Annotated in this window: 20 protein-coding genes; 12 read left to right on the forward strand and 8 right to left on the reverse strand. The window is 58.4% G+C overall.

All coding sequences use genetic code 11. The features are described from left to right. Window position 1 precedes the first annotated feature (1 nt). The 5 genes from mnmE (at window position 2) to PYR65_RS01755 (ending at window position 5668) form a co-directional block, all read left to right on the forward strand. On the forward strand, window positions 2-1324 hold the full coding sequence (mnmE, locus tag PYR65_RS01735) for a tRNA uridine-5-carboxymethylaminomethyl(34) synthesis GTPase MnmE (RefSeq protein ID WP_276119650.1): 1323 nt from the start codon (window positions 2-4) through the stop codon (window positions 1322-1324). Window positions 1325-1411: 87 nt separating this feature from the next. Then, on the forward strand, window positions 1412-3295 hold the full coding sequence (mnmG, locus tag PYR65_RS01740) for a tRNA uridine-5-carboxymethylaminomethyl(34) synthesis enzyme MnmG (protein ID WP_276119651.1): 1884 nt from the start codon (window positions 1412-1414) through the stop codon (window positions 3293-3295). After that, a complete protein-coding gene (gene rsmG, locus PYR65_RS01745) occupies window positions 3292-3927 on the forward strand; it encodes a 16S rRNA (guanine(527)-N(7))-methyltransferase RsmG (RefSeq protein ID WP_276119652.1) in 636 nt (211 codons plus the stop codon). The genes mnmG and rsmG overlap by 4 nt, the downstream gene beginning before the upstream one ends. A gap of 17 nt (window positions 3928-3944) precedes the next feature. Then, a complete protein-coding gene (locus tag PYR65_RS01750; RefSeq protein WP_060640359.1) occupies window positions 3945-4739 on the forward strand; it encodes a ParA family protein in 795 nt (264 codons plus the stop codon). Between the two features lie 41 nt (window positions 4740-4780). Then, entirely contained in the window at window positions 4781-5668 is an 888-nt protein-coding gene (locus tag PYR65_RS01755; protein WP_060640285.1) for a ParB/RepB/Spo0J family partition protein, read from the forward strand. Window positions 5669-5722: 54 nt separating this feature from the next. Here the strand turns inward: PYR65_RS01755 and holA are convergent, their stop codons facing one another. Genes holA through leuS form a run of 3 tightly spaced genes read right to left on the reverse strand, consistent with a single transcriptional unit; the run spans window position 5723 to window position 9933 of the window. Continuing rightward, a complete protein-coding gene (holA, locus tag PYR65_RS01760; protein ID WP_276119653.1) occupies window positions 5723-6757 on the reverse strand; it encodes a DNA polymerase III subunit delta in 1035 nt (344 codons plus the stop codon). A gap of 25 nt (window positions 6758-6782) precedes the next feature. Next, window positions 6783-7316, reverse strand: a complete 534-nt coding sequence (gene lptE / locus PYR65_RS01765; RefSeq protein ID WP_276119654.1) for an LPS assembly lipoprotein LptE — start codon at window positions 7314-7316, stop codon at window positions 6783-6785. Continuing rightward, entirely contained in the window at window positions 7303-9933 is a 2631-nt protein-coding gene (gene leuS, locus PYR65_RS01770; RefSeq protein ID WP_276119655.1) for a leucine--tRNA ligase, read from the reverse strand. The genes lptE and leuS overlap by 14 nt, the downstream gene beginning before the upstream one ends. Before the next feature lie 212 nt (window positions 9934-10145). Between leuS and PYR65_RS01775 the strand changes: the two genes are divergently transcribed. Further along, on the forward strand, window positions 10146-10805 hold the full coding sequence (locus PYR65_RS01775; protein WP_276119656.1) for a YggS family pyridoxal phosphate-dependent enzyme: 660 nt from the start codon (window positions 10146-10148) through the stop codon (window positions 10803-10805). A gap of 116 nt (window positions 10806-10921) precedes the next feature. Further along, entirely contained in the window at window positions 10922-12829 is a 1908-nt protein-coding gene (locus PYR65_RS01780; RefSeq protein ID WP_276119657.1) for a propionyl-CoA synthetase, read from the forward strand. A gap of 391 nt (window positions 12830-13220) precedes the next feature. On the opposite strand, the gene PYR65_RS01785 is transcribed toward PYR65_RS01780, so the two are convergent. Then, window positions 13221-13922, reverse strand: coding sequence for a DUF1013 domain-containing protein (locus PYR65_RS01785; RefSeq protein WP_060640280.1), 702 nt, complete (start codon window positions 13920-13922; stop codon window positions 13221-13223). A 235-nt stretch (window positions 13923-14157) separates the two neighbouring features. Here PYR65_RS01785 and acs point away from each other — a divergent pair, with 235 nt between their 5' ends. Continuing rightward, a complete protein-coding gene (gene acs, locus PYR65_RS01790) occupies window positions 14158-16107 on the forward strand; it encodes an acetate--CoA ligase (RefSeq protein ID WP_276119658.1) in 1950 nt (649 codons plus the stop codon). A gap of 37 nt (window positions 16108-16144) precedes the next feature. Here acs and PYR65_RS01795 read toward each other — a convergent pair whose 3' ends face one another. The 3 genes from PYR65_RS01795 to PYR65_RS01805 are packed head-to-tail and all read right to left on the reverse strand — an operon-like array spanning window position 16145 to window position 17270. Beyond that, window positions 16145-16441: a calcium-binding protein gene (locus PYR65_RS01795; RefSeq protein ID WP_276119660.1), complete on the reverse strand. Its 297-nt coding sequence runs from the start codon at window positions 16439-16441 to the stop codon at window positions 16145-16147. A gap of 60 nt (window positions 16442-16501) precedes the next feature. Further along, on the reverse strand, window positions 16502-16972 hold the full coding sequence (locus tag PYR65_RS01800) for a thermonuclease family protein (protein ID WP_276119661.1): 471 nt from the start codon (window positions 16970-16972) through the stop codon (window positions 16502-16504). 49 nt (window positions 16973-17021) lie between these two features. Beyond that, complete coding sequence (locus PYR65_RS01805; RefSeq protein ID WP_276120936.1) at window positions 17022-17270, reverse strand: DUF1674 domain-containing protein; 249 nt, start codon at window positions 17268-17270, stop codon at window positions 17022-17024. 69 nt (window positions 17271-17339) lie between these two features. Between PYR65_RS01805 and htpX the strand changes: the two genes are divergently transcribed. The 4 genes from htpX to purH all read left to right on the forward strand — a co-directional run bounded on the left by htpX (window position 17340) and on the right by purH (window position 23348). Beyond that, window positions 17340-18302 carry a zinc metalloprotease HtpX gene (gene htpX / locus PYR65_RS01810; RefSeq protein ID WP_276119662.1) on the forward strand — a complete coding sequence of 321 codons (963 nt, stop codon included), beginning with the start codon at window positions 17340-17342 and terminating at the stop codon, window positions 18300-18302. Beyond that, window positions 18299-19714: an RsmB/NOP family class I SAM-dependent RNA methyltransferase gene (locus tag PYR65_RS01815; protein ID WP_276119663.1), complete on the forward strand. Its 1416-nt coding sequence runs from the start codon at window positions 18299-18301 to the stop codon at window positions 19712-19714. Before htpX ends, PYR65_RS01815 begins: the two co-directional genes overlap by 4 nt. Window positions 19715-19922: 208 nt before the next feature. After that, complete coding sequence (locus tag PYR65_RS01820) at window positions 19923-21608, forward strand: heparinase II/III family protein (RefSeq protein ID WP_276119664.1); 1686 nt, start codon at window positions 19923-19925, stop codon at window positions 21606-21608. Between the two features lie 126 nt (window positions 21609-21734). Beyond that, window positions 21735-23348: a bifunctional phosphoribosylaminoimidazolecarboxamide formyltransferase/IMP cyclohydrolase gene (gene purH / locus PYR65_RS01825; RefSeq protein ID WP_276119665.1), complete on the forward strand. Its 1614-nt coding sequence runs from the start codon at window positions 21735-21737 to the stop codon at window positions 23346-23348. Between the two features lie 49 nt (window positions 23349-23397). On the opposite strand, the gene PYR65_RS01830 is transcribed toward purH, so the two are convergent. Then, entirely contained in the window at window positions 23398-24786 is a 1389-nt protein-coding gene (locus PYR65_RS01830; protein WP_276119666.1) for an MFS transporter, read from the reverse strand. Between the last annotated feature and the right edge of the window lie 14 nt (window positions 24787-24800).

The raw sequence follows: 24800 nt of genomic DNA on the forward strand, positions 1-24800 counted from the left end.
CATGTCTGACACAATCTACGCATTGTCTTCCGGCGCCTTGCCGGCGGGCGTTGCCGTCATTCGTGTCAGCGGCCCTTTCACGTCAGAGGTGTTGTTGAAACTGTGTGGCTCCCTTCCCTTACCACGGCAGGCGAAGCTTCGATCGATTCGCAATCGAAACGGTGATGTTCTGGATCAAGGACTTGTACTTTACTTCAACGCGCCTGCATCTTTCACTGGCGAAGATTGTGCTGAGCTTCAGGTTCATGGTGGCCGCGCGGTCGTCAATGCCATTCTGGCTGAGCTGGACGTCATTCCAGGTTTGCGGCATGCGGAAGCCGGAGAATTCTCGCGGCGTGCGTTTCAAAATGGCAAACTCGATCTTGTCGAGATCGAAGGTCTCGTGGATTTGATCTCCGCCGAAACAGAGATGCAGCGGCGCCTGGCGCAAGAACATTCCAGCGGGCATCTCTCCAAAATCTACGATGGGTGGGCGCGCAGGCTGACCCATGCCCGTGCAATGATCGAGGCGGAACTGGATTTCGCTGACGAGGACGATGTCCCAGGCTCCGTTGCCGAGAAAATTTGGGCGGATATGCGGGCGTTAAAGGGGGAAATTTCAGACCATCTCGATGGCGCGGGTATTGCCGAGATCATCCGGGATGGCTTGAAGATCGTTATTGCCGGCGAACCCAACGCTGGAAAATCCAGCCTGCTCAACCATTTGGCACAACGCGATATCGCCATCGTTACCGATATCGCGGGGACGACGCGTGACATTCTTTCGATCGATTTATCCTTAGCCGGATTCCGCGTTCAATTGTTTGATACGGCTGGTCTTCGGAACACAGATGACAAGGTTGAACAGGAGGGGATACGCCGCGCCCGTCTTACCATCGATCAGGCCGACATTGTTCTTCTTTTGGCAGATACACCGGATGGCTTCGTTTCCCTTGGAGTGTCGCAATTGGCAGAGAAACCCATTATTCGGGTCGGCACCAAGATTGATCGCTCGAGACTTTTATGGGATAAGGCCACCGTCGATGTGCTGATTTCTACGCAGACAAGCGAGGGCATCGACCGACTATTGGATATACTGGCGGATCATCTGCCGGACTTGTCCGGTCAAAATGCCCTATCTTTACCGACACGCAAGCGGCATATGAGTTGCCTTCAACAAACTCTCGCTGCTATCGATATGAGCTTGGCACAATCAAATCGCGGGCTTGATATTCAGGCTGAATATTTGCGGCAAGCTGGCGATTCCCTAGGACGTATTACGGGTCGGGTGGATGTCGAGGATTTACTTGGTGTCATCTTTTCCGAATTTTGCATCGGAAAATGAAATGCCGGTTTACAACGCTTGCGAGTCTTAAAAAGTGTTTCACGTGAAACGATTCGCCGCCGTAACACCGTGATGGAGACGGTTTAAATGTTTGATTATGATGTGGTTGTTATCGGCGGTGGCCATGCCGGTTGCGAGGCCGCAAGCGCTGCAGCGCGAATGGGTGCCAAGACTGCGCTGGTAACGCATAAGCGCGATACGATTGGCGTTATGTCCTGCAATCCTGCTATTGGGGGCTTGGGGAAAGGCCATCTCGTGCGCGAGATCGACGCGATGGATGGGTTAATGGGCCGCGTCGCCGACGCGGCTGGCATTCAGTTCCGTCTGCTCAACCGCCGAAAGGGTCCGGCCGTACGGGGCCCGCGCACTCAGGCGGATCGCAAGCTTTATCGCCAGGCGATGCAGTCTGAAATTGACGCCATTGATAACCTGGATGTGATCGAAGGTGACGCCTTTGATCTGCGGCTCGATGGCGTTCGGGTGACTGGAATCATTCTTGCTGATGGCCGCATCATATCCTGTGGTGCCGCGGTTCTAACGACAGGGACCTTTCTGAGAGGTCTTATCCATATTGGAAACCGCAAGATTCCAGCCGGACGCGTCGGAGAAAGTCCTTCCCTTGGATTGTCCGATACGCTCGAGCGGTTTGGCTTGTCTCTCGCCCGCCTGAAGACAGGAACGCCGGCCCGTCTTGACGGTAAGACGATCGATTGGCAATCCGTGGGCCGCCAGGGTGCCGATGAGGAGCCGGTGCCATTTTCATTTATGACCGAAAGCATCACAAACCGTCAAATCGAATGTGGCGTGACGCGCACAACGGATGCGACACATAAAATTATCTCAGATAATCTGATGAAGTCGGCCATGTATTCCGGCCAGATCGAAGGCGTTGGGCCGCGTTATTGTCCGTCGATCGAGGACAAGATTGTCAAGTTTGGCGAACGGGATGGTCATCAAATTTTTCTGGAGCCGGAAGGTCTCGACGACGATACAGTGTATCCCAATGGAATTTCGACCTCACTACCCGAGGACGTTCAGCGGGCCTTCATTCAAACGATCCCAGGGCTGGAACACGTAACCATCCTTCAGCCTGGATACGCAATTGAATATGACCATGTCGATCCGCGCGAACTTTCCCTTTCTCTGGAAGTGCGGAAAATCCCTGGTCTGTTTCTCGCGGGTCAAATTAATGGCACGACCGGCTATGAGGAAGCGGGCGCTCAAGGTTTGGTGGCTGGCTTGAATGCAGCCCTCCTTTGCGCGGGAAGCACACCGCATGTCTTCAGCCGTACAAATTCCTATATAGGCGTGATGATCGACGATTTGACGTCGCGCGGCGTGGCAGAACCCTACCGGATGTTTACGTCTCGGGCCGAGTACCGGCTGTCGTTACGAGCGGATAATGCCGATGTCCGGCTAACGCCGGAGGCAATGGTGCTTGGGTGTGTTTCTGCTGAACGCGCCACAAAGTTCAGTTCTTGGGTTGATGAACTCGAGGGAAAGCGTCAGTTGTTGAAGTCTCTAACAATCACGCCGACGGAAGGCCGAACGCATGGTCTGAAGCTAAATTTGGATGGTCAACGCCGGTCTGCCTTCGAGCTGCTATCCTACGCTGATCACTCGATACAGTCTCTGAGCGCCGTTTGGCCGGAACTGAACGAGATCGATAAAAAGCTTGCCGAGGCACTCGAGATAGATGCCACCTATGCTGTCTATATGGATCGTCAGGCTTCCGATATTGCTAACGTCCGGAACGAAGAAAGCCGTGTGATCCCTGAGGATTTCGACTTCCAGGTCTTGTCCGGGCTTTCGAACGAGTTAAAGCACAAACTACGCGTGGCTAAACCGCGCAATCTGGCGCAAGCCATGAAGATAGATGGTATTACCCCATCTGCGATATCACTGATCCTAGCGCATATGCGTAAGGGTAACCACAGCCAGACAGAGCATATCAAGCAGGTGATTCAATGATTGCGAGTCCACCCCGTGAGCTAAACGGATTGCGTGTTTCACGTGAAACGTCGGAGAGACTCGAACATTTCGCCAGTCTTTTTCTGAAATGGGCGAAATCGATCAACCTCGTTGCTCCTTCCACGCTTGGGAACCTATGGCAGCGTCATATTGCTGATAGTGCGCAAATTTTTCAACTGTCACCAGGCTCGAAACGTTGGGTCGATCTTGGTAGTGGTGGTGGCTTTCCTGGCATTATCACTGCAATTTTCCTAGCGGAACTCGATGATGGATGGGTCCATCTGGTCGAGAGCAACAGCAAGAAGGCGGCTTTTCTCCGCGTTGCATTGGCTGAGACCGGTGCGAGGGGTTCCGTGCATCCAATTCGAATCGAAGACGCCGCAACCGTTATTCCGCAATGCGACGCTATTTCCGCAAGAGCACTGGCTGATTTGAGCCAGCTCCTCGTTTATTGCGCCCCTTGGATGACTGGAGACATCAAAGCAAAGGCATTTTTCCATAAAGGCCGGGATTATCAGCAGGAAATCGACAAAGCCGTTAGCCGCTTTCAGTTTGATCTGGTAAAACATGCAAGCGTCGTCGAGCCGGACTCTGTGGTTCTCGAAATCGCAAATCTTTCGCGGAAAATTTAATAGTGGCGGAATGCGGTATGATAGGCGAGAAAAATAGGATCATCACTATTGCCAACCAGAAGGGCGGAGTGGGGAAAACCACGACAGCCATCAACTTGGCAACCGCATTGGCCGCGATCGGCGAGAAAGTCCTGATCGTTGATCTGGATCCCCAGGGCAATGCAAGTACCGGCCTTGGCATTCAGCGCCGTGATCGCAAGCTTTCCTCCTACGAGTTGATGATCGGTTCGCACAATATTGCTGATATCGTTCAGGACACAGTTGTTCCTAATCTTTCCATCGTGCCGTCAACCATGGATCTGCTTGGTGTCGAGATGGAAATTTCGGCAGCCAGTGACCGCGTATTTCGCCTGCGGAAGGCACTTGCCTCACCCGAAGCGCTTGCTTATTCCTACGTCCTGGTTGATTGCCCGCCATCGTTCAATCTTTTGACAATGAACGCCATGGCTGCTGCGCACTCGGTTCTCGTCCCTTTGCAATGCGAGTTCTTTGCTCTCGAAGGCTTAAGCCAGTTGCTGGAAACTGTCGATCAAGTCCGGCGCTCGGTCAACCCAACCCTTGACATCCAAGGCATCGTTCTTACCATGTTCGACTCGCGCAACAATTTGGCGCAACAGGTCGTCAATGACGTGCGGACCCATCTGGGCGAGAAGGTCTACCATACGCTGATCCCGCGTAATGTTCGCGTTTCAGAAGCACCATCCTATGGTAAGCCCGCCATCCTGTATGATTTGAAATGCGCCGGCAGCCAAGCCTATCTGCAACTGGCATCCGAAGTGATACAGCGCGAACGCCTGCGGAAGGCCGCCTAAGCAATCGATTCGACATCGTAACGATAAGTGTGAGTACAGCGATGAATGACGACAATTCGAGACGGAGACTTGGACGCGGTCTGGCAGCTCTGATCGGCGAAATGGATCAACCGTTGCAGGCCAGTAGCCCTGTTGCGCCCGTTAATGCGGACCGGCGTATTCCGATCGAATTTGTCGCCCGTAATCCGCGCAACCCGCGGCGGACGTTTGATGAGGCGGAATTGCAGGACTTGGCGAGTTCGATCCGCCAGCACGGCATTGTCCAGCCCGTCGTCGTTCGCACGATCGCCGATGAACGATATGAAATCATCGCTGGTGAACGCCGCTGGCGTGCCGCGCAACTGGCTGGATTTACCGATATCCCGGTTATTGTTCGCGATGTCGACGATCGTACAGCTCTCGAAATCGCAATCGTGGAAAACGTTCAGCGGTCAGACCTCAACCCGCTGGAAGAAGCTTTGGGTTACGATCAGCTGATTGCGGAACACGGCTATACCCAAAATGATCTTGGCGAAATTATTGGTAAAAGCCGCAGCCATGTCGCGAACAGCCTTAGGCTTTTGAAGCTGCCGGAGCCGGTGCGGGACATGCTTTCGTCCGGCACCCTGTCGGCTGGTCATGCCCGTGCGTTGATCCCCACCTCTGATCCAGTTTTGCTAGCGCGATCGATCATCGCCAAGGGCCTTTCGGTGCGTGATACCGAGCGATTGGCGCAGAACGATATTCGCGCCCAGAATGATCCGAACTACGGCAAGCCCTCCCCCAAGGAGGAAAAGGATGCGGATACGCTGGCGCTGGAGCGGACGCTGTCCGACAGCCTTGGACTTGATGTCACCGTCAATCACAAGGCATCTGGCGGACAGCTGCGAATTTCGTACAAGACGCTCGATCAACTCGAAGAAATCTGCCGGCTGCTTGAGCGCCGTTAAAACCGATTCGGTCTCGAAACAAAATAAAAGTAAAATAATATCAATAAGATAGGTTTATCTACGCGCCGATTGTAAGGTGATCGCCAGCAATGTCTGCATGGCGATGCTGTCTTCAAGGCTTTGCCGTGTGCGACTTTGGAGAATTGCCGCTTGCAAGCGCGCAAGTTCCCGCCGGATGGCCGGAAGTGTCCAGGTTTTCAAGGCGCCTTCAATCAGGGGCTTGCGGCGGAAATGCAGATGCCGTCCAAGTGTGGCGACGACCTGTGTGGGTTGCTGCCGCTTGTCGTCCATCTCGGACCGCATCAAATCCAGCAACTGGAACTGTTTCAGGCAGGCCTGTAGCACCAGGAAGATAGCGGTCTTCGACGCCACGATCTTTCGGATAGCATGCTGCAACCCGTCGGCGTCGCCTTTGAGGACCGCATCGATTGCGTCATCGACGGACACCGCGCTGGCGTCGCCGACAATGTCGAGAACATGCTCTTCCTCAATCGAGCCCATGCCGCGGCAATAGAGCGCCAGCTTGCGGATCTCGTTGCGCGAGGCGATCCTGTCGCCGCCGAGCGCCTCGTTCAGCCGTTCGCGTGCAGCGGGGGAAATGCGCAGACCTTCCAGTCCGAGTTCCTGGTCGATCAGCGCGTTCACCGCCCGGGCATCGTCGCTATAGCAGGCAATCGAGACGACCGACCGGCTATTTTCACCGATCTTGCGGATGCCGGTCCCCTTCTTGAGATCACCGGCTTCGATGATGACATAGCTGGCATCCGGTGGCTGTTGCGATAGGAGGTTGAGCCCCTCTATCAAAGTTTTCTCGGTGCCCGCAGCCCGTATCCAGACGAGCTTCTCGCCGCCGAAGAGACCGATCGTGTTAACTTCGTCGAGCAGACGTCCCGGACTCTGCTGGAGATCGGTGCCATCGAGCCGGATCAGGGAAAAAGGATCGTCAAGCGCAACGCCGGTTTTCCCGGCAATCTGGGCGGCGCGTTCGGACACCAGTCCACGATCTGGGCCGTAGATCAGATAGATGCGGTTGTCCCGCAGCGGGCGCTGCAGGAACTGCTCGAATTCGTGCGATTTGATCTCGGTCATACCGCCACCTTATGCCGCAAACCGCTCAGCGGCCGAGCGCTGCGGCAAGATCGGCACGGATGATCTCGGCCAGTTCCTTGGCAGCCCGCTTTTCGCCATCGCGGCTGGCGCGAACCTTGGCAAATTCCTGCTCCGGAAAATCGACCAGTGCGACCGAGGTGCGATTGCCGGAGCGAACGGTTTCGCCTGTATCCGCCCGCGTCAGGTTATAATCGGCCGAAACCACGACGCGGCCGGCACCGGCAGTATCGGTGTTGTCGTCATTGGTGTTCTGGTCGTAGAGAACGCCCTTGATGCTGCTTGTGACGCTCAAAGCCAGCTTGTATTGAGCGTTCTTGGGCTCGCCTGCTCCCCCTGATGTCAGGAAGATCAGGGCGTTGCGCACCTCCTGCTCAACGCGGTCGCCAGCTTCGGAAATCTCGATCGATGCCAGCGCCTTGGCGGGCTTGCCCGATGGGCCGTCCGAATAAAGCGGCTTGATCTGGCAACCGGCGAGCACCGCAAGCGTGCCGAAAGCCACAAGCTGCGCGTATCTCTGAGCTTTTTCAGACAACGACATTCACAATCCTCTGCGGCACGACGATGATCTTTTTCGGGCTTTGTCCGTTCAAGGCAGTCTTGACCGGCTCCAGCGCCAGAACGGCGCTCTCGATTGCAGTCTGATCCGCATCGCGCGCAATTGTCAAATCGGCGCGCTTTTTGCCGTTGATTTGAACGGGCATGGTCACCTCGTTCTCGGCGACCAGCGCTTCCGAATAGACCGGCCACGCTGTCTGCGCGACCAGGCCTGCTCCACCGATCTCCTGCCAGCATTGCTCGGCCAAATGTGGCATCATCGGCGCAACAAGGCTGATCAGGATCGATACTGCATCCTTGACGGCTGCGGTCGTGGCCGCGTCCGCGGTTCCGGCTGCAACCTGCGTCAGCGGGTTAGCAAGCGTGTTGACGAGCTCATAGAGCCGCGCCACGGCCTTGTTGAAGGCGAGCTTGTCGTAATCAGCCTGAACAGCCTTCAGCGTCTTGTGCGTGGCTTGCGAGATTGCAAGGGCCGAGCCGCCTGAGGCAGGCTTTGCCTCAACTGCCTTCAGCGCATCGGACGCTTCCGAGATCAGCCGCCACAGGCGCTGGACGAACCGATGCGCGCCTTCGACGCCGGCTTCCGACCAGATCACATCGCGATCGGGCGGAGAGTCGGAAAGCACGAAGAAGCGAGCGGTATCGGCGCCATAGGACGCGATGATATCGTCGGGATCGACAACATTCTTCTTTGACTTCGACATTTTCTCGATCGAGCCGATGGTGATGGGTTCGCCGGTTTCGATTAGGCTCGCCTGCCGCTTGCCGTCGTTCTCGACGATGATGATTTCGGCCGGCGTCACCCATTCGCGCTGGGCGCCTTCGCCACGGCTATAGGTTTCGTGCACGACCATGCCCTGCGTAAACAGTCCCTTGAAAGGCTCGTCCAGCCCGGCATGGCCAGTCGCCTTCATGGCGCGGGTAAAGAAGCGCGAATAAAGCAGATGCAGGATCGCGTGTTCGATACCGCCAATATACTGATCGACAGGAAGCCAGTGATCGACTGCCGCCGGATTGGTCGGCTTGTTTTCCCAGGGTGCCGTAAACCGTGCGAAGTACCAGGAGGAATCGACGAACGTATCCATCGTATCGGTTTCGCGGCGGGCATCCTTGCCGCATTGCGGGCAGGAGACGTGACGCCAGGTCGGGTGGCGGTCGAGCGGATTGCCCGGCTTGTCGAAGGTGACGTCATCAGGCAGTTTGACGGGCAGATCGGCTTTGGGAACCGGAATGACGCCACAGTCATCGCAATGGATAACCGGGATCGGGCAGCCCCAATAGCGCTGGCGGGAAATACCCCAGTCGCGCAGACGGAAATTGACCTTGCGCTCGGCCTGCGGGGCATTGCCGATCGAGGCCTGCTCCAGCGTTGTCGCAACCTTCTCAAAAGCTTCTTCGATCGTCAGGCCGTCAAGATGGCGCGAATTGATCATCACGCCGTCGCCGGTATAGGCTTCGTCGCCAATGGTAAAGCTCGCGGCATCACCATCCTTCGGCATCACCACGGCAATGGCCGGCAGGCCGTATTTGCGGGCGAAATCGAGGTCGCGCTGGTCGCCGGAGGGGCAGCCGAAGATCGCACCGGTGCCATAATCCATCAGCACGAAATTGGCGACGTAAACAGGCAGCTCCCAGCTCGGGTCCAACGGATGCTTGACGCGGATACCCGTATCGATGCCCTTTTTCTCAGCCGTTTCCAGCGCCGCCAGCGATGTGCCGGCCCGGCGGGTTTCCTCGCAGAAGGTTTCGATTTCTGGGTTACCCGCAGCCGCCTGGCGGGCGAGCGGATGATCGGCGGCGATCGCCAGGAACGAGGCGCCAAACAGCGTGTCTGGGCGGGTCGTGTAGACAGCGACCTCGGTCGCGTCGGCAGCGCCGGTACCCGGAACGATTTCCCAGAGGATCGTCAGGCCTTCGGAGCGGCCGATCCAGTTCTTCTGCATCAGGCGGACCTTTTCCGGCCACTGATCCAGCGTGTCGAGCGAATCGAGCAGATCCTGGTTGAAGTCAGTAATGCGGAAGAACCATTGCGTCAGTTCGCGCTGTTCGACCAGCGCACCGGAGCGCCAGCCGCGTCCGTCGATCACCTGTTCATTGGCAAGAACCGTGTTATCGACCGGGTCCCAATTGACCTTCGACTGCTTGCGGTAGACCAGGCCTTTTTCCAGGAAATCCAGGAACAGGTGCTGCTGATGCTGGTAATATTCGACATCGCAGGTGGCAAATTCGCGCGACCAGTCAAGCGACAGACCCATCACCTTCAGCTGCGCCTTCATCGAGGCGATGTTCTGATAGGTCCAGGCGGCCGGATGCACGCCACGTTCCATGGCGGCGTTTTCGGCCGGCATGCCGAACGCGTCCCAGCCCATCGGATGCAGGACATTATAGCCGCGGGCGCGCTTGTAACGCGCCACGACGTCGCCCATGGCATAGTTGCGGACATGGCCCATATGGATCCGGCCCGACGGATAGGGAAACATCTCGAGCACGTAATATTTTTCGCGCGGGTCGTCATTGTCCGTGAGGAAGACGTGCTTCTGGTCCCATTCCTGCTGCCAGCGGGGTTCGGAATCGCGCGGATTGTAACGTTCGGTAGCCATGTGATTGATGTTCCGGAAATTGGGCGAGGGGAAATCAGTCCCCTGGATATTTGGCGTGACCTTCACCATGAAACAAGCGTAGCGTCAAGTTTTGGAAGGCTTTGGGGCAAAACTTTGAGCCATTTGACCGGCGTTGCGCGATTACGGCTTGGCAGTCCGGTTCAGTTTGACTATTGCGCCCTGCAAGCCTGAATGTGATGGAGATGATGGCAATGAGCGTGGAAGAACGGTTGAACGATGTCCTGAGCCGGATTCGCGACGCAGAAGACGCTGCGGGTCGCCCGAAAGGCGCCGCCTCGCTCATCGCCGTTTCCAAGACCTTCGAAGCTGATCCCATCCGTCCGGTCATTGCTGCCGGACAGCGGATCTTCGGCGAGAACCGTGTGCAGGAAGCGCAGGGCAAATGGCCTGCGCTGCAGGCGGAAACGGCTGGCATCGAGCTTCATCTGATCGGGCCCCTGCAATCCAACAAGGCGGCAGATGCTGTGGCGCTGTTCGATGTGATCGAGACGATCGACCGTGAGAAGATTGCGCGTGCGGTTGCGGCTGAAATTGCCCGCCAGGACAAGCCGGTTCGCCTCTACGTTCAGGTCAATACCGGGCTAGAGCCGCAAAAGGCGGGTATTGACCCGGATGAGACCGTGGCCTTCGTCACGCTGTGCCAAGAAACGATTGGTATTGCCGTGGAGGGATTGATGTGCATTCCCCCGGCAGATGAAAATCCCGGTCCGCATTTTGCGCTGCTCGCCAAGCTTGCCGAACGTTGCGGCCTGGATAAGCTCTCCATGGGCATGTCCGGTGATTTCGAGACGGCCGTGCAGTTTGGCGCCACCAGCGTGCGTGTTGGCTCGGCAATTTTTGGAACGCGCTGATCTGTTCAGGTCCCCGGAAACTCTAACCCTTTCGTCTGGCTTCTCCGCGCCTCTTCAATCTCCTATTGTTCTCTCTGGAGGCTGGGTTCGCCCGGTATGGAGTGGAGGAGACGGCAATGGCGAGCAGCTATTCCGGCGTTTATGCTGCGTGGAAACAGGACCCGGAAGCTTTCTGGGCTGAAGCGTCCCGGGAGATCGACTGGTTCCGGCCATTCGATCAGGTTTTTGATCCCGCCCAGGGCGTTTACGGGCGCTGGTTTCCAGGCGGCGAAACCAATACCTGTTTCAATTGCTTGGATCGCCAAGTGGCCCGAGGGCTCGGTGATCAGACTGCCCTGATCTATGACAGCCCCGTCACCGGCACGATCGAGCATTGGACATACCGCGCCATCTTGGACGAGGTCGTCGCGCTGTCGTCGGTCTATCAGGATCTCGGCGTCGCAAAGGGCGACCGGATCATCATCTATATGCCAATGATTCCGCAGGCCGTGTTCGCGATGTTGGCTGCTGCCCGCATCGGCGCCGTTCACTCCGTGGTGTTCGGAGGCTTTGCAGCAAGCGAACTGGCAACTCGCATCACCGATAGCGAAGCCAAGCTGGTCGTGTCGGCGAGTTGCGGTATCGAAGCCGGAAAAACCATCGCCTATAAACCCTTGCTCGACGCTGCCATCGAGATCAGTCCGCATAAGCCGGCTCACTGCCTTGTTTTCCAGCGGCAGGCGTTGAAGGCCGATCTGTTTGCTGTCCGGGATATCGATTTCGCCACAGCCGTTGCTGCGGCAAAAGAGCGGGGCGTTGATATCCCCTGTACCCCGGTCTTGGCGACCGATCCGCTCTACATTCTCTACACGTCGGGAACCACCGGCCAGCCGAAAGGCGTGGTGCGCGATAATGGTGGCCATATGGTCGCGCTTGTCTGGTCGATGCAGCATTTCTTCGGCATCAAGCCGGGCGAAGTCTTTTGGGCCGCCTCCGATATTGGCTGGGTGGTTGGGCATTGCTACATCGTCTATGGCCCGCTGCTGAACGGCAGCACGGCAGTGCTTTATGAGGGAAAGCCGGTCGGCACGCCGGATGCCGGCGCCTATTGGCGGGTGATCGAGGAGCACGGCGTCACCACGCTGTTTACCGCCCCAACGGCCTTTCGTGCCATCCGCAAGGAGGATCCGCAGGGCGACCTTATCCGCCGTCATGATCTGCAAAATTTCAGAGCGCTGTTTCTTGCCGGCGAGCGTGCCGATCCCGATACCGTCATCTGGGCGGAAGAAAAGCTTGGCGTTCCCGTCATCGATAATTGGTGGCAGACGGAAACCGGCTGGCCGGTTGCCGGAAACCCGATCGGGCTCGGTCTCCTACCGGTCAAATACGGCTCGGCGGCTGTTCCCCTGCCCGGATATGATGTTCAGGTTCTCGATGATGCCGGCCATCGGGTACCGGCCGGAACGCTTGGCAATGTCGTCATCAAGCTGCCGATGCCGCCAGGCTGCCTGCCGACATTCTGGAAGGCCGACCAGCGCTTTCGCGACACCTGCCTTGCCGAGTTCCCAGGCTTTTATCGGACCGCTGACGCCGGCTATATTGACGAGGACGGCTATATCTTCATCATGTCGCGCACCGACGATATCATCAATGTCGCCGGCCATCGCCTGTCCACCGGCGCGATGGAGGAAATCTGCGCTGGCCATGCCGACGTCGCCGAATGCGCTGTTATCGGCATTGCCGATCCGATCAAGGGTCAGGTCCCCGCTGGCTTCCTTGTCATCAATGCCAATGTTTCCCGTGAAACAGCCGATATCGAGAGAGAGGTTGTGGGACTGGTGCGCGACCGCATCGGTCCCGTCGCCGCATTCAAGACGGCCATCTGCGTCAAGCGGCTACCGAAGACGCGCTCCGGCAAGATTCTACGCGGCACGATGCAGAAGATCGCTGACCGCGAGGTTTGGAAAATGCCGGCGACAATCGATGATCCGGCAGTCCTGGAGGAAATCACCGCAGCCCTGAATGCACGCGGTATCGGCGTGTAGAACCAGGACTTCTTAGCCGGAGTCTGGCAAAGTTTCTGCGGTAACAATATATGATATTGGGGATCGGACGACCCGGATTATAACGTTTGGAAATTTACAGAGTTTATTTTTGGGAGCCGCGACCCTCACTTACCGTCATCCTCGCCCTTGAGGCGAGGATCCAGAAAACGGACACTGAACGGACAAAAAAACCGATCCTGATGTCCAGTCATCTCCGCGCTTGTCACGACAACAAAGCGGCCCCAAGTCTGGGGGCTGAAGGACTTTTTGAACCAACAGACATCGGGGCCCTGGATCCTCGCCTCAAGGGCGAGGATGACCGGAGTGTGTGGTTAGGCTCCCGGCGAATTTCCAATTTCTCGGTTTGCCGTCAAAAACGGCGTGCTGCCAATCAGAAGGCTTCGTCTTCGTCCTCGTCCTTGCGATCGGACTTGAGGGCCTTGAGCTTGGAGAAGACGGCGTCGGCGTCGATCTCTTTTTCCTCTTCGCGATCGTAGGAGAACGGCAGCTTTTCCGTTTCCTTCGAGGCTTCCAGCGTGGCGCCGAGTTCGGCTGCGGTTGGGAGCGGGCGGCCCTTGTTGGCGCGTTCGACTTCCAAGTCGAGATCGATCTGCGTGCAGAGACCCAGCGTGACCGGGTCCATCGCCGTCAGGTTGGTCGAATTCCAGTGGGTGCGCTCGCGGATCTGCTCGATCGTCGACTTGGTCGTGCCGACGAGACGCGAGATCTGGGCATCCTTCAGTTCGGCATGATTGCGCACCAGCCACAAGATGGCGTTGGGGCGATCTTGGCGCTTGGAAACCGGGGTATAGCGCGGGCCCTTGCGCTTGTTGTCGGGAACGCGAACTTTCGGCTCGGAAATCTTCAGCTTGTGGTTCGGGTTGCCTTCGGCGCGGGCGATCTCGTCGCGCGACAGCTGGCCGGTGGCGATTGGGTCGAGGCCCTTGATGCCCTGGGCGGATTCACCGTCGGCGATTGCCTTGACCTCAAGCGGGTGCAGCTTGCAGAACGTGGCGATCTGTTCGAACGACAGAGCAGTGTTGTCAACAAGCCATACGGCCGTCGCTTTGGGCATAAGCAGTTGTTGAGCCATGGGTATAGTCCTTCTGTCCGTCCGCGCCGGTGTCGCGGGCCGTGGGGTGTAACCACTTAATTTCCGGGAAATTAGCGCCTCTATACCCTCGTCGTCTCAGAAATGCAATTCTTCTTGAAGAAATGACCTTTTGTCTAATGGACGCCGTGCTTTGACCTGATATGTATGGCGCCCGAAGCGGGCGAGCATGAGGAGATGTGCCGCCTGAAACTGCCTGCGCAGGGAGGAAATCATCATGTCTGCCAAAACCTATCCGATCCTGGAATCCGCCCGCGACCGGGCTTTGATCGACGATGCGACCTACCAGGCCTGGTATAAGCAAAGCGTTGCCGATCCGGAGGCGTTCTGGGGCGAGCATGGCAAGCGCATTGACTGGTTTACGCCCTATACCAAGGTCAAAAACACATCCTTTGAGGGCGATGTCTCGATCAAATGGTTCGAGGACGGCATCACTAACGTTTCCTACAATTGCATTGATCGGCATCTTGAAAAGCGCGGCGACCAGGTGGCGATCATCTGGGAAGGCGACAATCCCTATGACGACAAGACGATCACCTATCGCGAGCTGTATGAGCATGTCTGCCGCCTCGCCAATGTGCTGAAACAGAATGGTGTCAAGCAGGGCGATCGCGTCACCATCTATATGCCGATGATCCCGGAAGCGGCGTATGCGATGCTGGCCTGTACCCGGATCGGCGCGGTGCATTCCATCGTGTTCGGCGGCTTTTCGCCGGATGCGCTGGCCGGGCGTATCGTCGATTGCGAATCCACCGTCGTCATCACGGCCGATGAAGGCCTGCGCGGCGGCAAGCCCATTCCTTTGAAGGCCAATACCGACCAGGCGATCGAAATCGCAGCCCGCGGCGGTGTCGATGTCAAGTCCGTGATTGTCGTTCGCCGCACGGCCGGCAAGATCGCCTGGTTTGCCGAGCGCGACGTCTGGTACCATCAGGCCGTTGCCAATGTGGAAGCCGATTGTCCGCCGGCGCAGATGAAGGCCGAAGACCCGCTGTTCATTCTCTACACGTCGGGGTCGACCGGAAAGCCGAAGGGCGTGCTGCATACGACTGGCGGCTATCTCGTCTATGCCTCAATGACGCATCAATATGTCTTCGATTATCACGAGGGCGATATCTATTGGTGCACGGCCGATGTCGGCTGGGTCACCGGCCATTCCTATATCGTCTACGGTCCGCTTGCCAATGGCGCAACAACGCTGATGTTCGAGGGTGTGCCGACCTATCCGGATGCCGGCCGTCTTTGGGACGTGGTCGATAAGCATCAGGTCAATATCTTCTATACCGCACCCACAGCCATCCGGGCGCTGATGGGCCAGGGCGATGCCTTCGTCACGCGGTCCAAGCGCTCCTCGCTGCGCACGCTCGGCTCCGTTGGCGAGCCAATCAATCCGGAAGCCTGGGAATGGTATTATCACGTGGTCGGCGATGGCCGCTGCCCTGTGGTCGATACCTGGTGGCAGACGGAAACCGGCGGCATCCTGATCACGCCCTTACCGGGCGCCACGGCGCTGAAGCCGGGCTCGGCCACCCGCCCCTTCTTCGGCGTGCAGCCGCAACTGGTCGATGGCGAAGGCACAGTGATCGAGGGCGCTGCGGACGGCAATCTCTGCATTACCGACAGCTGGCCCGGCCAGATGCGTACCGTCTATGGCGATCACGAGCGCTTCATCCAGACCTATTTCGCTACCTACAAAGGCAAATATTTCACCGGTGACGGCTGCCGCCGCGACGAGGATGGCTATTACTGGATCACTGGCCGTGTCGATGACGTCCTCAACGTTTCTGGCCACCGCATGGGCACGGCGGAAGTCGAATCGGCGCTTGTCAGCCATGATTCGGTGTCGGAAGCCGCCGTCGTCGGCTATCCCCATGACATCAAAGGCCAGGGTATCTATTGCTACGTGACGCTGATGGTCGGCCAGACCGGTTCGGATGAACTGCGCAAAGCACTGATTACCCATGTCCGAAAGGAAATCGGCGCCATTGCCTCGCCCGACAAGATCCAGTTCGCCCCTGGCCTGCCAAAAACTCGCTCCGGTAAGATCATGCGCCGCATCCTGCGCAAGATCGCGGAAGACGATTTTAGTTCGCTCGGCGATACCTCGACACTCGCCGATCCCGCTGTTGTCGATGACCTGATCGCCAACCGGCAGAACAAGAAGTAAGACGGTGCGCTGAGCCGTTTCCGGCTAAGGAAATGGCTCAGCAATCGACCTGCTTGCGAATATCGTCCACCTGTTTACGGGAATTGCAGATGTTTTCACAGGGAATACCGTCATCGTCAGCATCTGCGCGCCGGTAACCGCTGCACCACAGCGCTACAGCGTCCTCGCAGGACACGACTTGTTTGCAGGTCCGCGCCGCAATTCGATGCACGTTACCTGCGGTTTGATAAGCGACGTTTGGTGGCATGGAATGAACCGCGCCGACATTTGTCAGAATCAGACTCAAGCCAACAATAACGATGCGATATCGAGTACTCCCCATACCGAAAGCCATGCAGAGGGCGTATCGTGGTGTCAACCAACCGGCGGCACCTCAAAATTGCATCAGCGGCTTTCACCAGCTGGCCGAACAGGTTTTCGCTTTGCGTCCGCCATCATAAGGCGTGACATATCCAGCTGATAACATTTCCTGAGCCGGATTCCGCCCATCGGAAAGGTGCATATCTGCGACGACCCTGCCAAAATATTTATCGCCGGAAATATGCGTCAACTGGATTGGACCTTGGCCAACTGTCAGACTTGCAAGCGCGTCCCGTGCCTGCCGTCCAGCGTCTCGGGTGGCTAAACAGGCCGATCTCAGCTCTGGAGCATCGATGCCGCGCAGTCGCACATAGACCTCCATGGTCTGTTGCGGCCAGGGTTTTGCCGCGACCAGGATCGTATCGCCATCGACGACCCGGATGACCTCTGCGGCCACAGGGCCCACAATATCGATTTTTCCGCCAGATTCTGACGCATGCGAAGACACTGCCGCCAGAAGAACGGGAAGAGCGGCAGCAAGAAGTGGAATGAGCCGATAGATCATAATAGGAAAATATACCGTTCATCCATCCGGATCAACAGGAATTATTTCCTTAGAAATCGATAGCCCGGCCGTTAATTTCCCAGTCGCCAAAGCGGGATGGTTCGGCGCCGCCGCGTCCACCCAGTTCTTCCGGCAGTTCAACCGGCTTTTGCGCCTTGCGGCGTTCTTCCGCTTCGGCGAGCGCCCGCTTGGCGGCTGGAGAAAGAGGCCTGCGCGGCTCAACCGGTAAATTGTCATTATCGTTTTGCATGCGAATTTCCGCGAACACGTTGAAGAATGCGCCTAATGTCCCCATCATATAGGAAATCTTTGTTGAAGCGAAACCGTGATTCACGTGAAACATCGGCAAACTTTGGAGACGTGACTGATGAACCTGATGCGCACCGCGATGCTTCTGGCCTTTATGACCGCATTGTTCATGGCGGTCGGCTTTCTCATTGGCGGCAAGGGCGGCATGATGATCGCGCTCGTCATTGCCGCCGGCATGAATTTCTTTTCCTACTGGAATTCCGACAACATGGTCCTGCGCATGTACCGCGCGCAGGAAGTCGATGCGCGCACGGCGCCGGAATATTACGGCATCGTGCGTGACCTGGCCGCCAATGCGGGGCTTCCCATGCCCAAGGTTTACGTCATCGATAATCCGCAGCCGAACGCTTTTGCAACAGGACGTAACCCCGAAAATGCTGCGGTGGCGGCATCGACCGGTCTCCTCAATGCGCTGTCGTATGATGAAGTCGCAGGCGTCATGGCGCATGAACTGGCGCATGTTCAGAACCGCGACACGCTCACCATGACGCTGACGGCAACGCTGGCCGGTGCGATCTCCATGCTCGGTAATTTCGCCTTCTTCTTTGGCGGCAATCGTGAAAACAACAATCCGCTGGGGTTCATCGGCGTCATTGTAGCCATGATCGTTGCACCCCTGGCGGCAGCGATCGTGCAGATGGCGGTCAGCCGCACGCGGGAATATTCGGCCGACCGGCGCGGCGCGGAAATCTGCGGCAAGCCTTTGGCTCTGGCCTCGGCACTGGCCAAGATTTCGAATTTCGCCCATCAGGTGCCGAATGATCAGGCCGAGCGCAATCCGGCGACAGCGCATATGTTTATCATCAATCCGTTGTCGGGCGAGCGCATGGATAATCTATTCTCCACGCATCCGGCAACGGAAAACCGCATCGCGGCGCTGCAGCAGATAGCCCAGGAGATGCAGCCGGTCTCGACGCCGCCGGTCACTGCTGATACTCCCGTGCGCAAATCGCGCTCCGTGCCGCCGACAGGCTGGGGTCGCGGTGGTTCCGAACCACCGAAAAAAGGTCCCTGGTCTTGACGTCTGACGATCCTAAAACTGATTCACATCCGAAACGAAATAACCGCCCTGCCCGTTTACGCGGCCAGAGTGCTGAAAATCCGGCCTTCGAGCGCAGCGACAAGCCGGGAATCCGGGCGCGGCAGGCGGCTGCCAAGATGTTGGCAGCCGTCGTTGACCGCAAGACGTCGCTGGATGGCATGCTGGATGCCGGCAATGGCAATCCGGTCTATCGCGAACTGAATGAAGCCGACCGCGCGCTTGTCCGGGCCATTCTCAATTCGGCGCTGCGGCAATTGCCGCGCATCGAAGCGATGATCGGCTCACTGTTGCAGAATCCGCTGCCGGAGGGTGCCCGCGCGCTTGATCATGTTCTGACTGTTGCTGCGGCGCAAATCCTCTATCTCGATATTCCTGATCATTCCGCCGTCGATCTTGCGGTCGAGCAGGCGCAGATCGATCCCCGCAACAAGCGCTTTGCCAGTCTCGTCAATGCCGTGCTGCGCCGCATGTCTCGCGAAAAGCAGGATCTGCTGGAAAATGTCGGCAAAAAGATCCCGGCAATTCCAGCCTGGTTCCATAAGCGCCTGGTGACTTATTATGGTGCGGACGAGGCGGCACGTATTGCCGATGCGTTATTGACGCCTGCAGCAATCGACCTGACGGTGAAATCCGATGCGCAGGGCTGGGCTGAGAAGCTGAATGGCCGTCTGCTGCCGACCGGCTCGGTGCGGCTGGCCGGGTTTTCCGGCTCGGTGCCATCGCTCGAGGGCTTCGAGGATGGCGAATGGTGGGTGCAGGATGCCGCCGCAGCGCTGCCCGCCAAGCTTTTCGGTGATCTTGCAGGCAAGCGTGTCGTCGATCTTTGCGCCGCACCCGGCGGCAAGACGGCCCAGCTCATTCTGGCCGGCGCTGACGTCACCGCACTCGACCAATCGGCGAGCCGCCTCAAGCGCCTGCAGGGCAATCTGGCCCGCTTGGGACTGGAAGCCGCGACCCAGGAAATCAACATGGCCGATTTCCGCACCGGCGAGCTGTTCGATGCCGCGCTTCTTGATGCGCCCTGTTCCTCGACCGGCACGATCCGCCGTCATCCGGATGTGCTTTGGACCAAGGGGCCGGAGGATATCGAAAAGCTGGCTGTCCTCCAGGAAAAGCTGCTGCGGCATGCGCTGACACTGGTCAAACCCGGCGGTCTCGTGGTCTTTTCCAATTGCTCGCTCGATACGCGCGAAGGTGAGGATGTCACCGCGCGTGTCTTGGCCGATGGCGATTGCGAACGGGTGGCGATCCGTCTGTCCGATTGGCCAGGTCTTGAAAAAGCAGTGACCCCGCTTGGAGAATTCCGCACCACGCCGGCCATGATCGATCCACAGGATGGGTTTGCGGGCGGCTTGGACGGTTTTTATGCCGTCGTCCTGCGCAAGATTTAGCGACACCTCTGTCAACAGCCGCATGACGGGCGTCAATTGACGCTCGTCAAGCCTTTGCCTAAACAAGAGGGGTGCGATCCATAAAAGTTTAACGATTTTTCAGGCACGATCGTCGTCCTGGCAGTATCTGGTACGGACAGCAGTCATTCCGGTTTTTCAGCGCCGTTTGAGGCTAGTCCGGGAGTAGGGAGACGCGCAGGCGTCGAAAATGCAGATTTCAGACCGGCAAAGGCTTCTATATCTGTATGCGCGTGAGGGCTGGCGGCGGTTCTCGCGCAGGCTTGCCTTGGGCCGCAACACCGCATTCCGCTTTACCGGAACGACACCGGACCGCCTGATCGTCGCGCCGACGGATCTGCGCGCCATTGATCCCTTCGTGGCACAGGAAATCCTGCAGGGCCGCTTCCCTCTGGCCGGCCGTGTGCTGGACGTGGAAGGCGAATCCCCGTTCGAAATGGATTTGCCATCGCACGAATTCGCCGTCCGCTTGCATTCCTTCGGTTGGGTCCGGCATATGCGTACGGTCAAGGACGACGATGCGTTTGCGCATCTGCGCCATATCGTCAATGACTGGATCGTCACGCATGGCCGCTATATCGGCGGCATTGCCTGGGATGCGGATATCATTTCGCAGCGCCTCATCGCCTGGCTTTCGCACTCGCCGATCATCCTGCGCAATGCCGAACATCCGTTTTACCGGCGCTTCTTGAAAAGCCTCGCCTTCCAGGTGCGCTATCTGCGCCATATCACCGACACGACCTGCGACGGCGAGGCGCGCCTGCGCGCCCGTATCGCGCTCGCCATGGCCTCGGTTGCCATGCCCGCATCCGAAGCGACGATCCGCAAGGCTGCCCGCAATCTCGACGTGGAGCTTGACCGGCAAATTTTGCCGGATGGCGGCCACAGCTCGCGCAATCCGCGCACGGGCCTGGAATTGCTCATCGACCTTTTGCCGCTGCGCCAAACCTACGTCAATCTTGGCCATGAGGTGCCGGCAAAGCTGATTCCCTGTATCGACCGCATGTATCCGGCGTTGCGCTTCTTCCGGCATGAGGGTGGCGAACTTGCCCTGTTCAATGGCGCCACGTCTACGCTGGCGAACGAGCTGATGGCCGTCCTGCGCTATGACGAAACCGCCGGCGCGGCTTTCAAGGCGCTACCGCATCTTCAGTATGAGCGGTTGGCGCATAACAATGTCGTCGTCATCATGGATACCGGCAAGCCGCTATCGCCGGAATTGTCGCGTACGGCGCATGCCGGCTGCCTGTCGTTTGAAATGTCGTCGGGCCGCCATCGATTTGTCATCAATTCCGGATCGCCAAAGTTTGCCGGCGAACGATTCCGCCAGATGGCGCGTTCGACTGCGGCCCATTCGACCGTGACGATCAATGACCGTTCGTCGTCGCGCCTGTCGCAATCCGGTTTTCTCGGTCCGATCGTCACCGGCGGCGTCTCCAAGGTGAATGTCCGCCGCGAAGAGCGGGCCGGCCAGCCAGATGCCGTCATCGCCAGCCATGATGGCTACGCGCAGGCCTTCGGCCTTGTGCATGAGCGCGATATTGGCATTAACGGCCAGGCCAATGCCGTTCGCGGCCGAGACCGGCTGTTTCACCCGGATGGCTCGGAACCGGCGCAGACCCATAGCGCCGTCGCTATTGCGCGGTTTCATATTCATCCCTCGATTACGATCCGCCAGCACAGCGCCCATGAAGTCTATTTGAGCGCTCCGGATGGTGAAGTCTGGCTGTTTACTTGCCGCGACGGCGAAGTCGCGGTTGAGGAAGACATTTTCTTTGCCGACCCCTCAGGCTTGCGCAAGTCGTCGCAGCTGACGGTCACCTTCGCGGTGGCTTCACAGCCGGAAATCCAGTGGATTTTTTCCCGCGAAGGGTGACAATGGTCCCGTCAGCGCATTGATTGCCGTGACTGCGGTTTCTTCAGGCAGAAAGCTGTGTTAACGGCAGGCGGACATTTGCCGGAAGACCCTCCCGATATCCGGCGCCTACCAAGGAGCTTGATGATGGCTGTCGCCTCCAAGAAGATTCCCGCCCCGGACCATGTCACGGTCCGTACCGCCCTTCTCTCCGTTTCCGACAAGACCGGCATCGTCGATCTCGCCCGCGCGCTGCATGATAAGGGCGTGCACCTGGTCTCGACCGGCGGCACGCACAAGGCGCTGGCCGACGCCGGCCTTCCGGTGACCGACGTGTCAGAGCTCACCGGCTTTCCCGAAGTGATGGATGGCCGGGTGAAAACGCTGCATCCGGGCGTGCATGGCGGCCTTCTGGCGATCCGTGACGACGAAGACCATGTTCAGGCGATGACCACACATGGCATTACCGGTATCGATCTCGCCGTTATCAATCTTTATCCGTTCGAGGATGTGCGCGCCAAGGGCGGCGATTACCCGACGACGGTGGAAAATATCGACATTGGAGGCCCGGCCATGATCCGCGCCTCGGCCAAGAACCACGCCTATGTCACCGTCATCACCGATGCCTCCGATTATTCCGGGCTTCTGGCAGAGCTTGGCACCGGTGCCGCCACGTCGTTCCAGTTCCGCCAGACAATGGCCGCCAAAGCCTATGCGCGTACTGCCGCCTATGACACCGCCATTTCCGGCTGGTTCGCCGAGGTGCTGAATACGCCGATGCCGCTTCACCGCACCATCGGTGGGGTGCTGAAGGAAGAAATGCGCTACGGCGAAAATCCACATCAGAAAGCCGGATTCTACGTCACCGGTGAGAACCGCCCGGGCGTCGCGACCGCGACCCTTCTGCAGGGCAAGCAGCTTTCCTACAACAATATCAACGATACGGATGCCGCCTTCGAGCTGGTTGCCGAATTTCCGGCCGATAAATCCCCGGCTGTCGCCATCATCAAGCATGCCAACCCCTGCGGCGTAGCAACCGGCGCCACCCTGCTGCAAGCCTATGAACGGGCGCTTGCCTGCGATTCCACCTCGGCTTTCGGCGGCATCATCGCGCTCAATCAGGAGTTGGATGGCGCAACCGCGGAAGAAATCGTCAAGCTGTTCACCGAAGTCATTATCGCCCCCTCGGTCAGCGATGTCGCCAAGGTGGTCATCGCCGCCAAGCCCAACCTGCGCCTCCTGATCACCGGCGCCCTGCCTGATCCGCGCATACCCGGCCTGACGGCAAAGACCGTTGCCGGCGGCCTGCTTGTGCAGACGCGCGATAATGGCATGGTGGAAGATCTCGAGCTGAAGGTCGTCACCAAGCGTGCACCGACGGCGCAGGAGCTGGAAGACATGAAATTCGCCTTCAAGGTGGCCAAACATGTGAAGTCGAACGCTGTCGTCTATGCCAAGGATGGCCAAACCGTGGGCATCGGCGCAGGCCAGATGAGCCGGGTCGATTCCGCCCGCATCGCGGCGCTAAAAGCCGAAGAAGCCGCCAAGGCTCTCGGCCTGCCTGCGCCGCTGACACGCGGTTCGGCTGTGGCATCCGAAGCCTTCCTGCCCTTCGCCGACGGCCTGTTGTCGATGATCGCCGCCGGCGCCACCGCCGTCATCCAGCCGGGCGGCTCGATGCGCGACCCGGAGGTCATCGCCGCCGCCGACGAGGCCGGGGTGGCCATGGTGTTCACGGGCATGCGCCATTTCCGGCATTGATGCTCAAGCCCAAAAAATTGCTCAGAAACCCGCCTCTCCGGCGGGTTTTTTATGCAGGTCTATTCGCCGGATAAGGAGTGCGAATGAGGATCAGCAATCCAACAGCCAAGAACACGACCAGCGCCATCATGCCGATGCGGGCGGAGCCTGTCATCAGCGTCACGGTGGCGACGGCGGCGGGGGCGAGGAAGGTCGTGGCGCGTCCGGAGAGCGCATAGATGCCGAAATACCGGCCGGCCTCTTCGGGGCTGACGCTGCGCGCCATGTAGGAGCGGGACGACGCCTGGACCGGGCCAAACGCAATACCGACCAGAAGGCCGAAGACGATATAGGCCTTTTCCGCAGCGGTGCCGAAAAGGCCGCCTGAATCGGTTGCCGGCAGCGGGAGCAGGCCGAACAGCGTATAACCGGGCCCGGTCGAGACGATCCCGAGCGTGGCGATGGTCAGACAGATGAGGCTGGCGGTGACGATCACCTTCGATCCGAGCTTCGCATCAAGCCGGCTGGCATAGAGGCAGCCGCCGATCGCCACCACATTGAGAATGATGCCATAGACGCCAAGTTCGACCGTCTGCCAGGCAAACATGCTGGCTGCAAACGTGCCGCCCAGCGCCAGAAGACCGTTGACCCCGTCCTGAAAGATCATCCGGGCGATCAGAAAGCGCAGGATGCCGGACCGGTGGCGCAATTCGCCGATCGTGGCGCGCAGCTCCGATATTCCGCTACGCACCGCAGTCATCGCGGGCACGGCCGCCTTCTGCGCATCGGGTGTAAACAGGAACATCGGCAGGATGAACACCAGATACCAGAGGGCCGAGATCGGCCCGGTGATCCGCGCGTCGGCGCCGGTTGCCGGATCGAGCCCAAACAACGGGTCAATTCCCAGAATTGTTTTGCCGGATTCCGGGCTACCCGCAAGCAGCGTTACGACCGCGATCAGCACGATCATGCCGCCGAGATAGCCCAGTCCCCAGGCCATGTTGGAAATCCGGCCGATCTCTTTTTCACCCACCAGACGCGACATCATCGAGTCATTGAAAACGATCGAGAATTCAGCCGCGATCGAGGCAAGAATGATGAAAATGAATGGATAGACCAGCGAAGAGCCGGGAACCGCAAACCAGAGCATCGCCAGCGAGACGATCTTGATGACGGCGAAGAAGGCGATCCAGGGTTTGCGGGCGCCGGTCTGGTCGGCGATCGATCCGAGCACCGGCGAAAGCACCGCGATCACGATGCCGGAGATGGTCAGCGTATAGCCCCACATGGCCTGGCCGTGAGCCGGATCATCCGTGAGCCGTGACACGAAATAGGGGCCGAAGATGAAGGTGATGATCACGGTGAAGAACGGCTGCGCCGCCCAGTCGAACAGCATCCAGCCGCCAAGGCCGGCGCGCGATACTTTCGGTTCGTCGCCGGCCGGTGCTGAAATGCTCACTCTGTTCTCCACTG

Origin of the sequence: Pararhizobium qamdonense (assembly GCF_029277445.1) — a bacterium.
Classification (GTDB): domain Bacteria; phylum Pseudomonadota; class Alphaproteobacteria; order Rhizobiales; family Rhizobiaceae; genus Pararhizobium; species Pararhizobium qamdonense.

Bases quoted from the DNA above. Each gene is read 5' to 3' on its own strand.
- PYR65_RS01755 (WP_060640285.1), top strand. From the start codon at position 4,781: ATGAATGACGACAATTCGAGACGGAGACTTGGACGCGGTCTGGCAGCT.
- leuS (WP_276119655.1), bottom strand. From the start codon at position 9,933: ATGGCTACCGAACGTTACAATCCGCGCGATTCCGAACCCCGCTGGCAG.
- purH (WP_276119665.1), top strand. From the start codon at position 21,735: ATGGCTGTCGCCTCCAAGAAGATTCCCGCCCCGGACCATGTCACGGTC.
- PYR65_RS01800 (WP_276119661.1), bottom strand. From the start codon at position 16,972: ATGATCTATCGGCTCATTCCACTTCTTGCTGCCGCTCTTCCCGTTCTT.
- mnmE (WP_276119650.1), top strand. From the start codon at position 2: ATGTCTGACACAATCTACGCATTGTCTTCCGGCGCCTTGCCGGCGGGC.
- mnmG (WP_276119651.1), top strand. From the start codon at position 1,412: ATGTTTGATTATGATGTGGTTGTTATCGGCGGTGGCCATGCCGGTTGC.
- acs (WP_276119658.1), top strand. From the start codon at position 14,158: ATGTCTGCCAAAACCTATCCGATCCTGGAATCCGCCCGCGACCGGGCT.
- htpX (WP_276119662.1), top strand. From the start codon at position 17,340: ATGAACCTGATGCGCACCGCGATGCTTCTGGCCTTTATGACCGCATTG.
- PYR65_RS01820 (WP_276119664.1), top strand. From the start codon at position 19,923: ATGCAGATTTCAGACCGGCAAAGGCTTCTATATCTGTATGCGCGTGAG.
- PYR65_RS01805 (WP_276120936.1), bottom strand. From the start codon at position 17,270: ATGATGGGGACATTAGGCGCATTCTTCAACGTGTTCGCGGAAATTCGC.
- PYR65_RS01780 (WP_276119657.1), top strand. From the start codon at position 10,922: ATGGCGAGCAGCTATTCCGGCGTTTATGCTGCGTGGAAACAGGACCCG.
- PYR65_RS01795 (WP_276119660.1), bottom strand. From the start codon at position 16,441: ATGGCTTTCGGTATGGGGAGTACTCGATATCGCATCGTTATTGTTGGC.
- PYR65_RS01750 (WP_060640359.1), top strand. From the start codon at position 3,945: ATGATAGGCGAGAAAAATAGGATCATCACTATTGCCAACCAGAAGGGC.
- PYR65_RS01785 (WP_060640280.1), bottom strand. From the start codon at position 13,922: ATGGCTCAACAACTGCTTATGCCCAAAGCGACGGCCGTATGGCTTGTT.
- holA (WP_276119653.1), bottom strand. From the start codon at position 6,757: ATGACCGAGATCAAATCGCACGAATTCGAGCAGTTCCTGCAGCGCCCG.
- PYR65_RS01775 (WP_276119656.1), top strand. From the start codon at position 10,146: ATGAGCGTGGAAGAACGGTTGAACGATGTCCTGAGCCGGATTCGCGAC.
- lptE (WP_276119654.1), bottom strand. From the start codon at position 7,316: ATGTCGTTGTCTGAAAAAGCTCAGAGATACGCGCAGCTTGTGGCTTTC.
- rsmG (WP_276119652.1), top strand. From the start codon at position 3,292: ATGATTGCGAGTCCACCCCGTGAGCTAAACGGATTGCGTGTTTCACGT.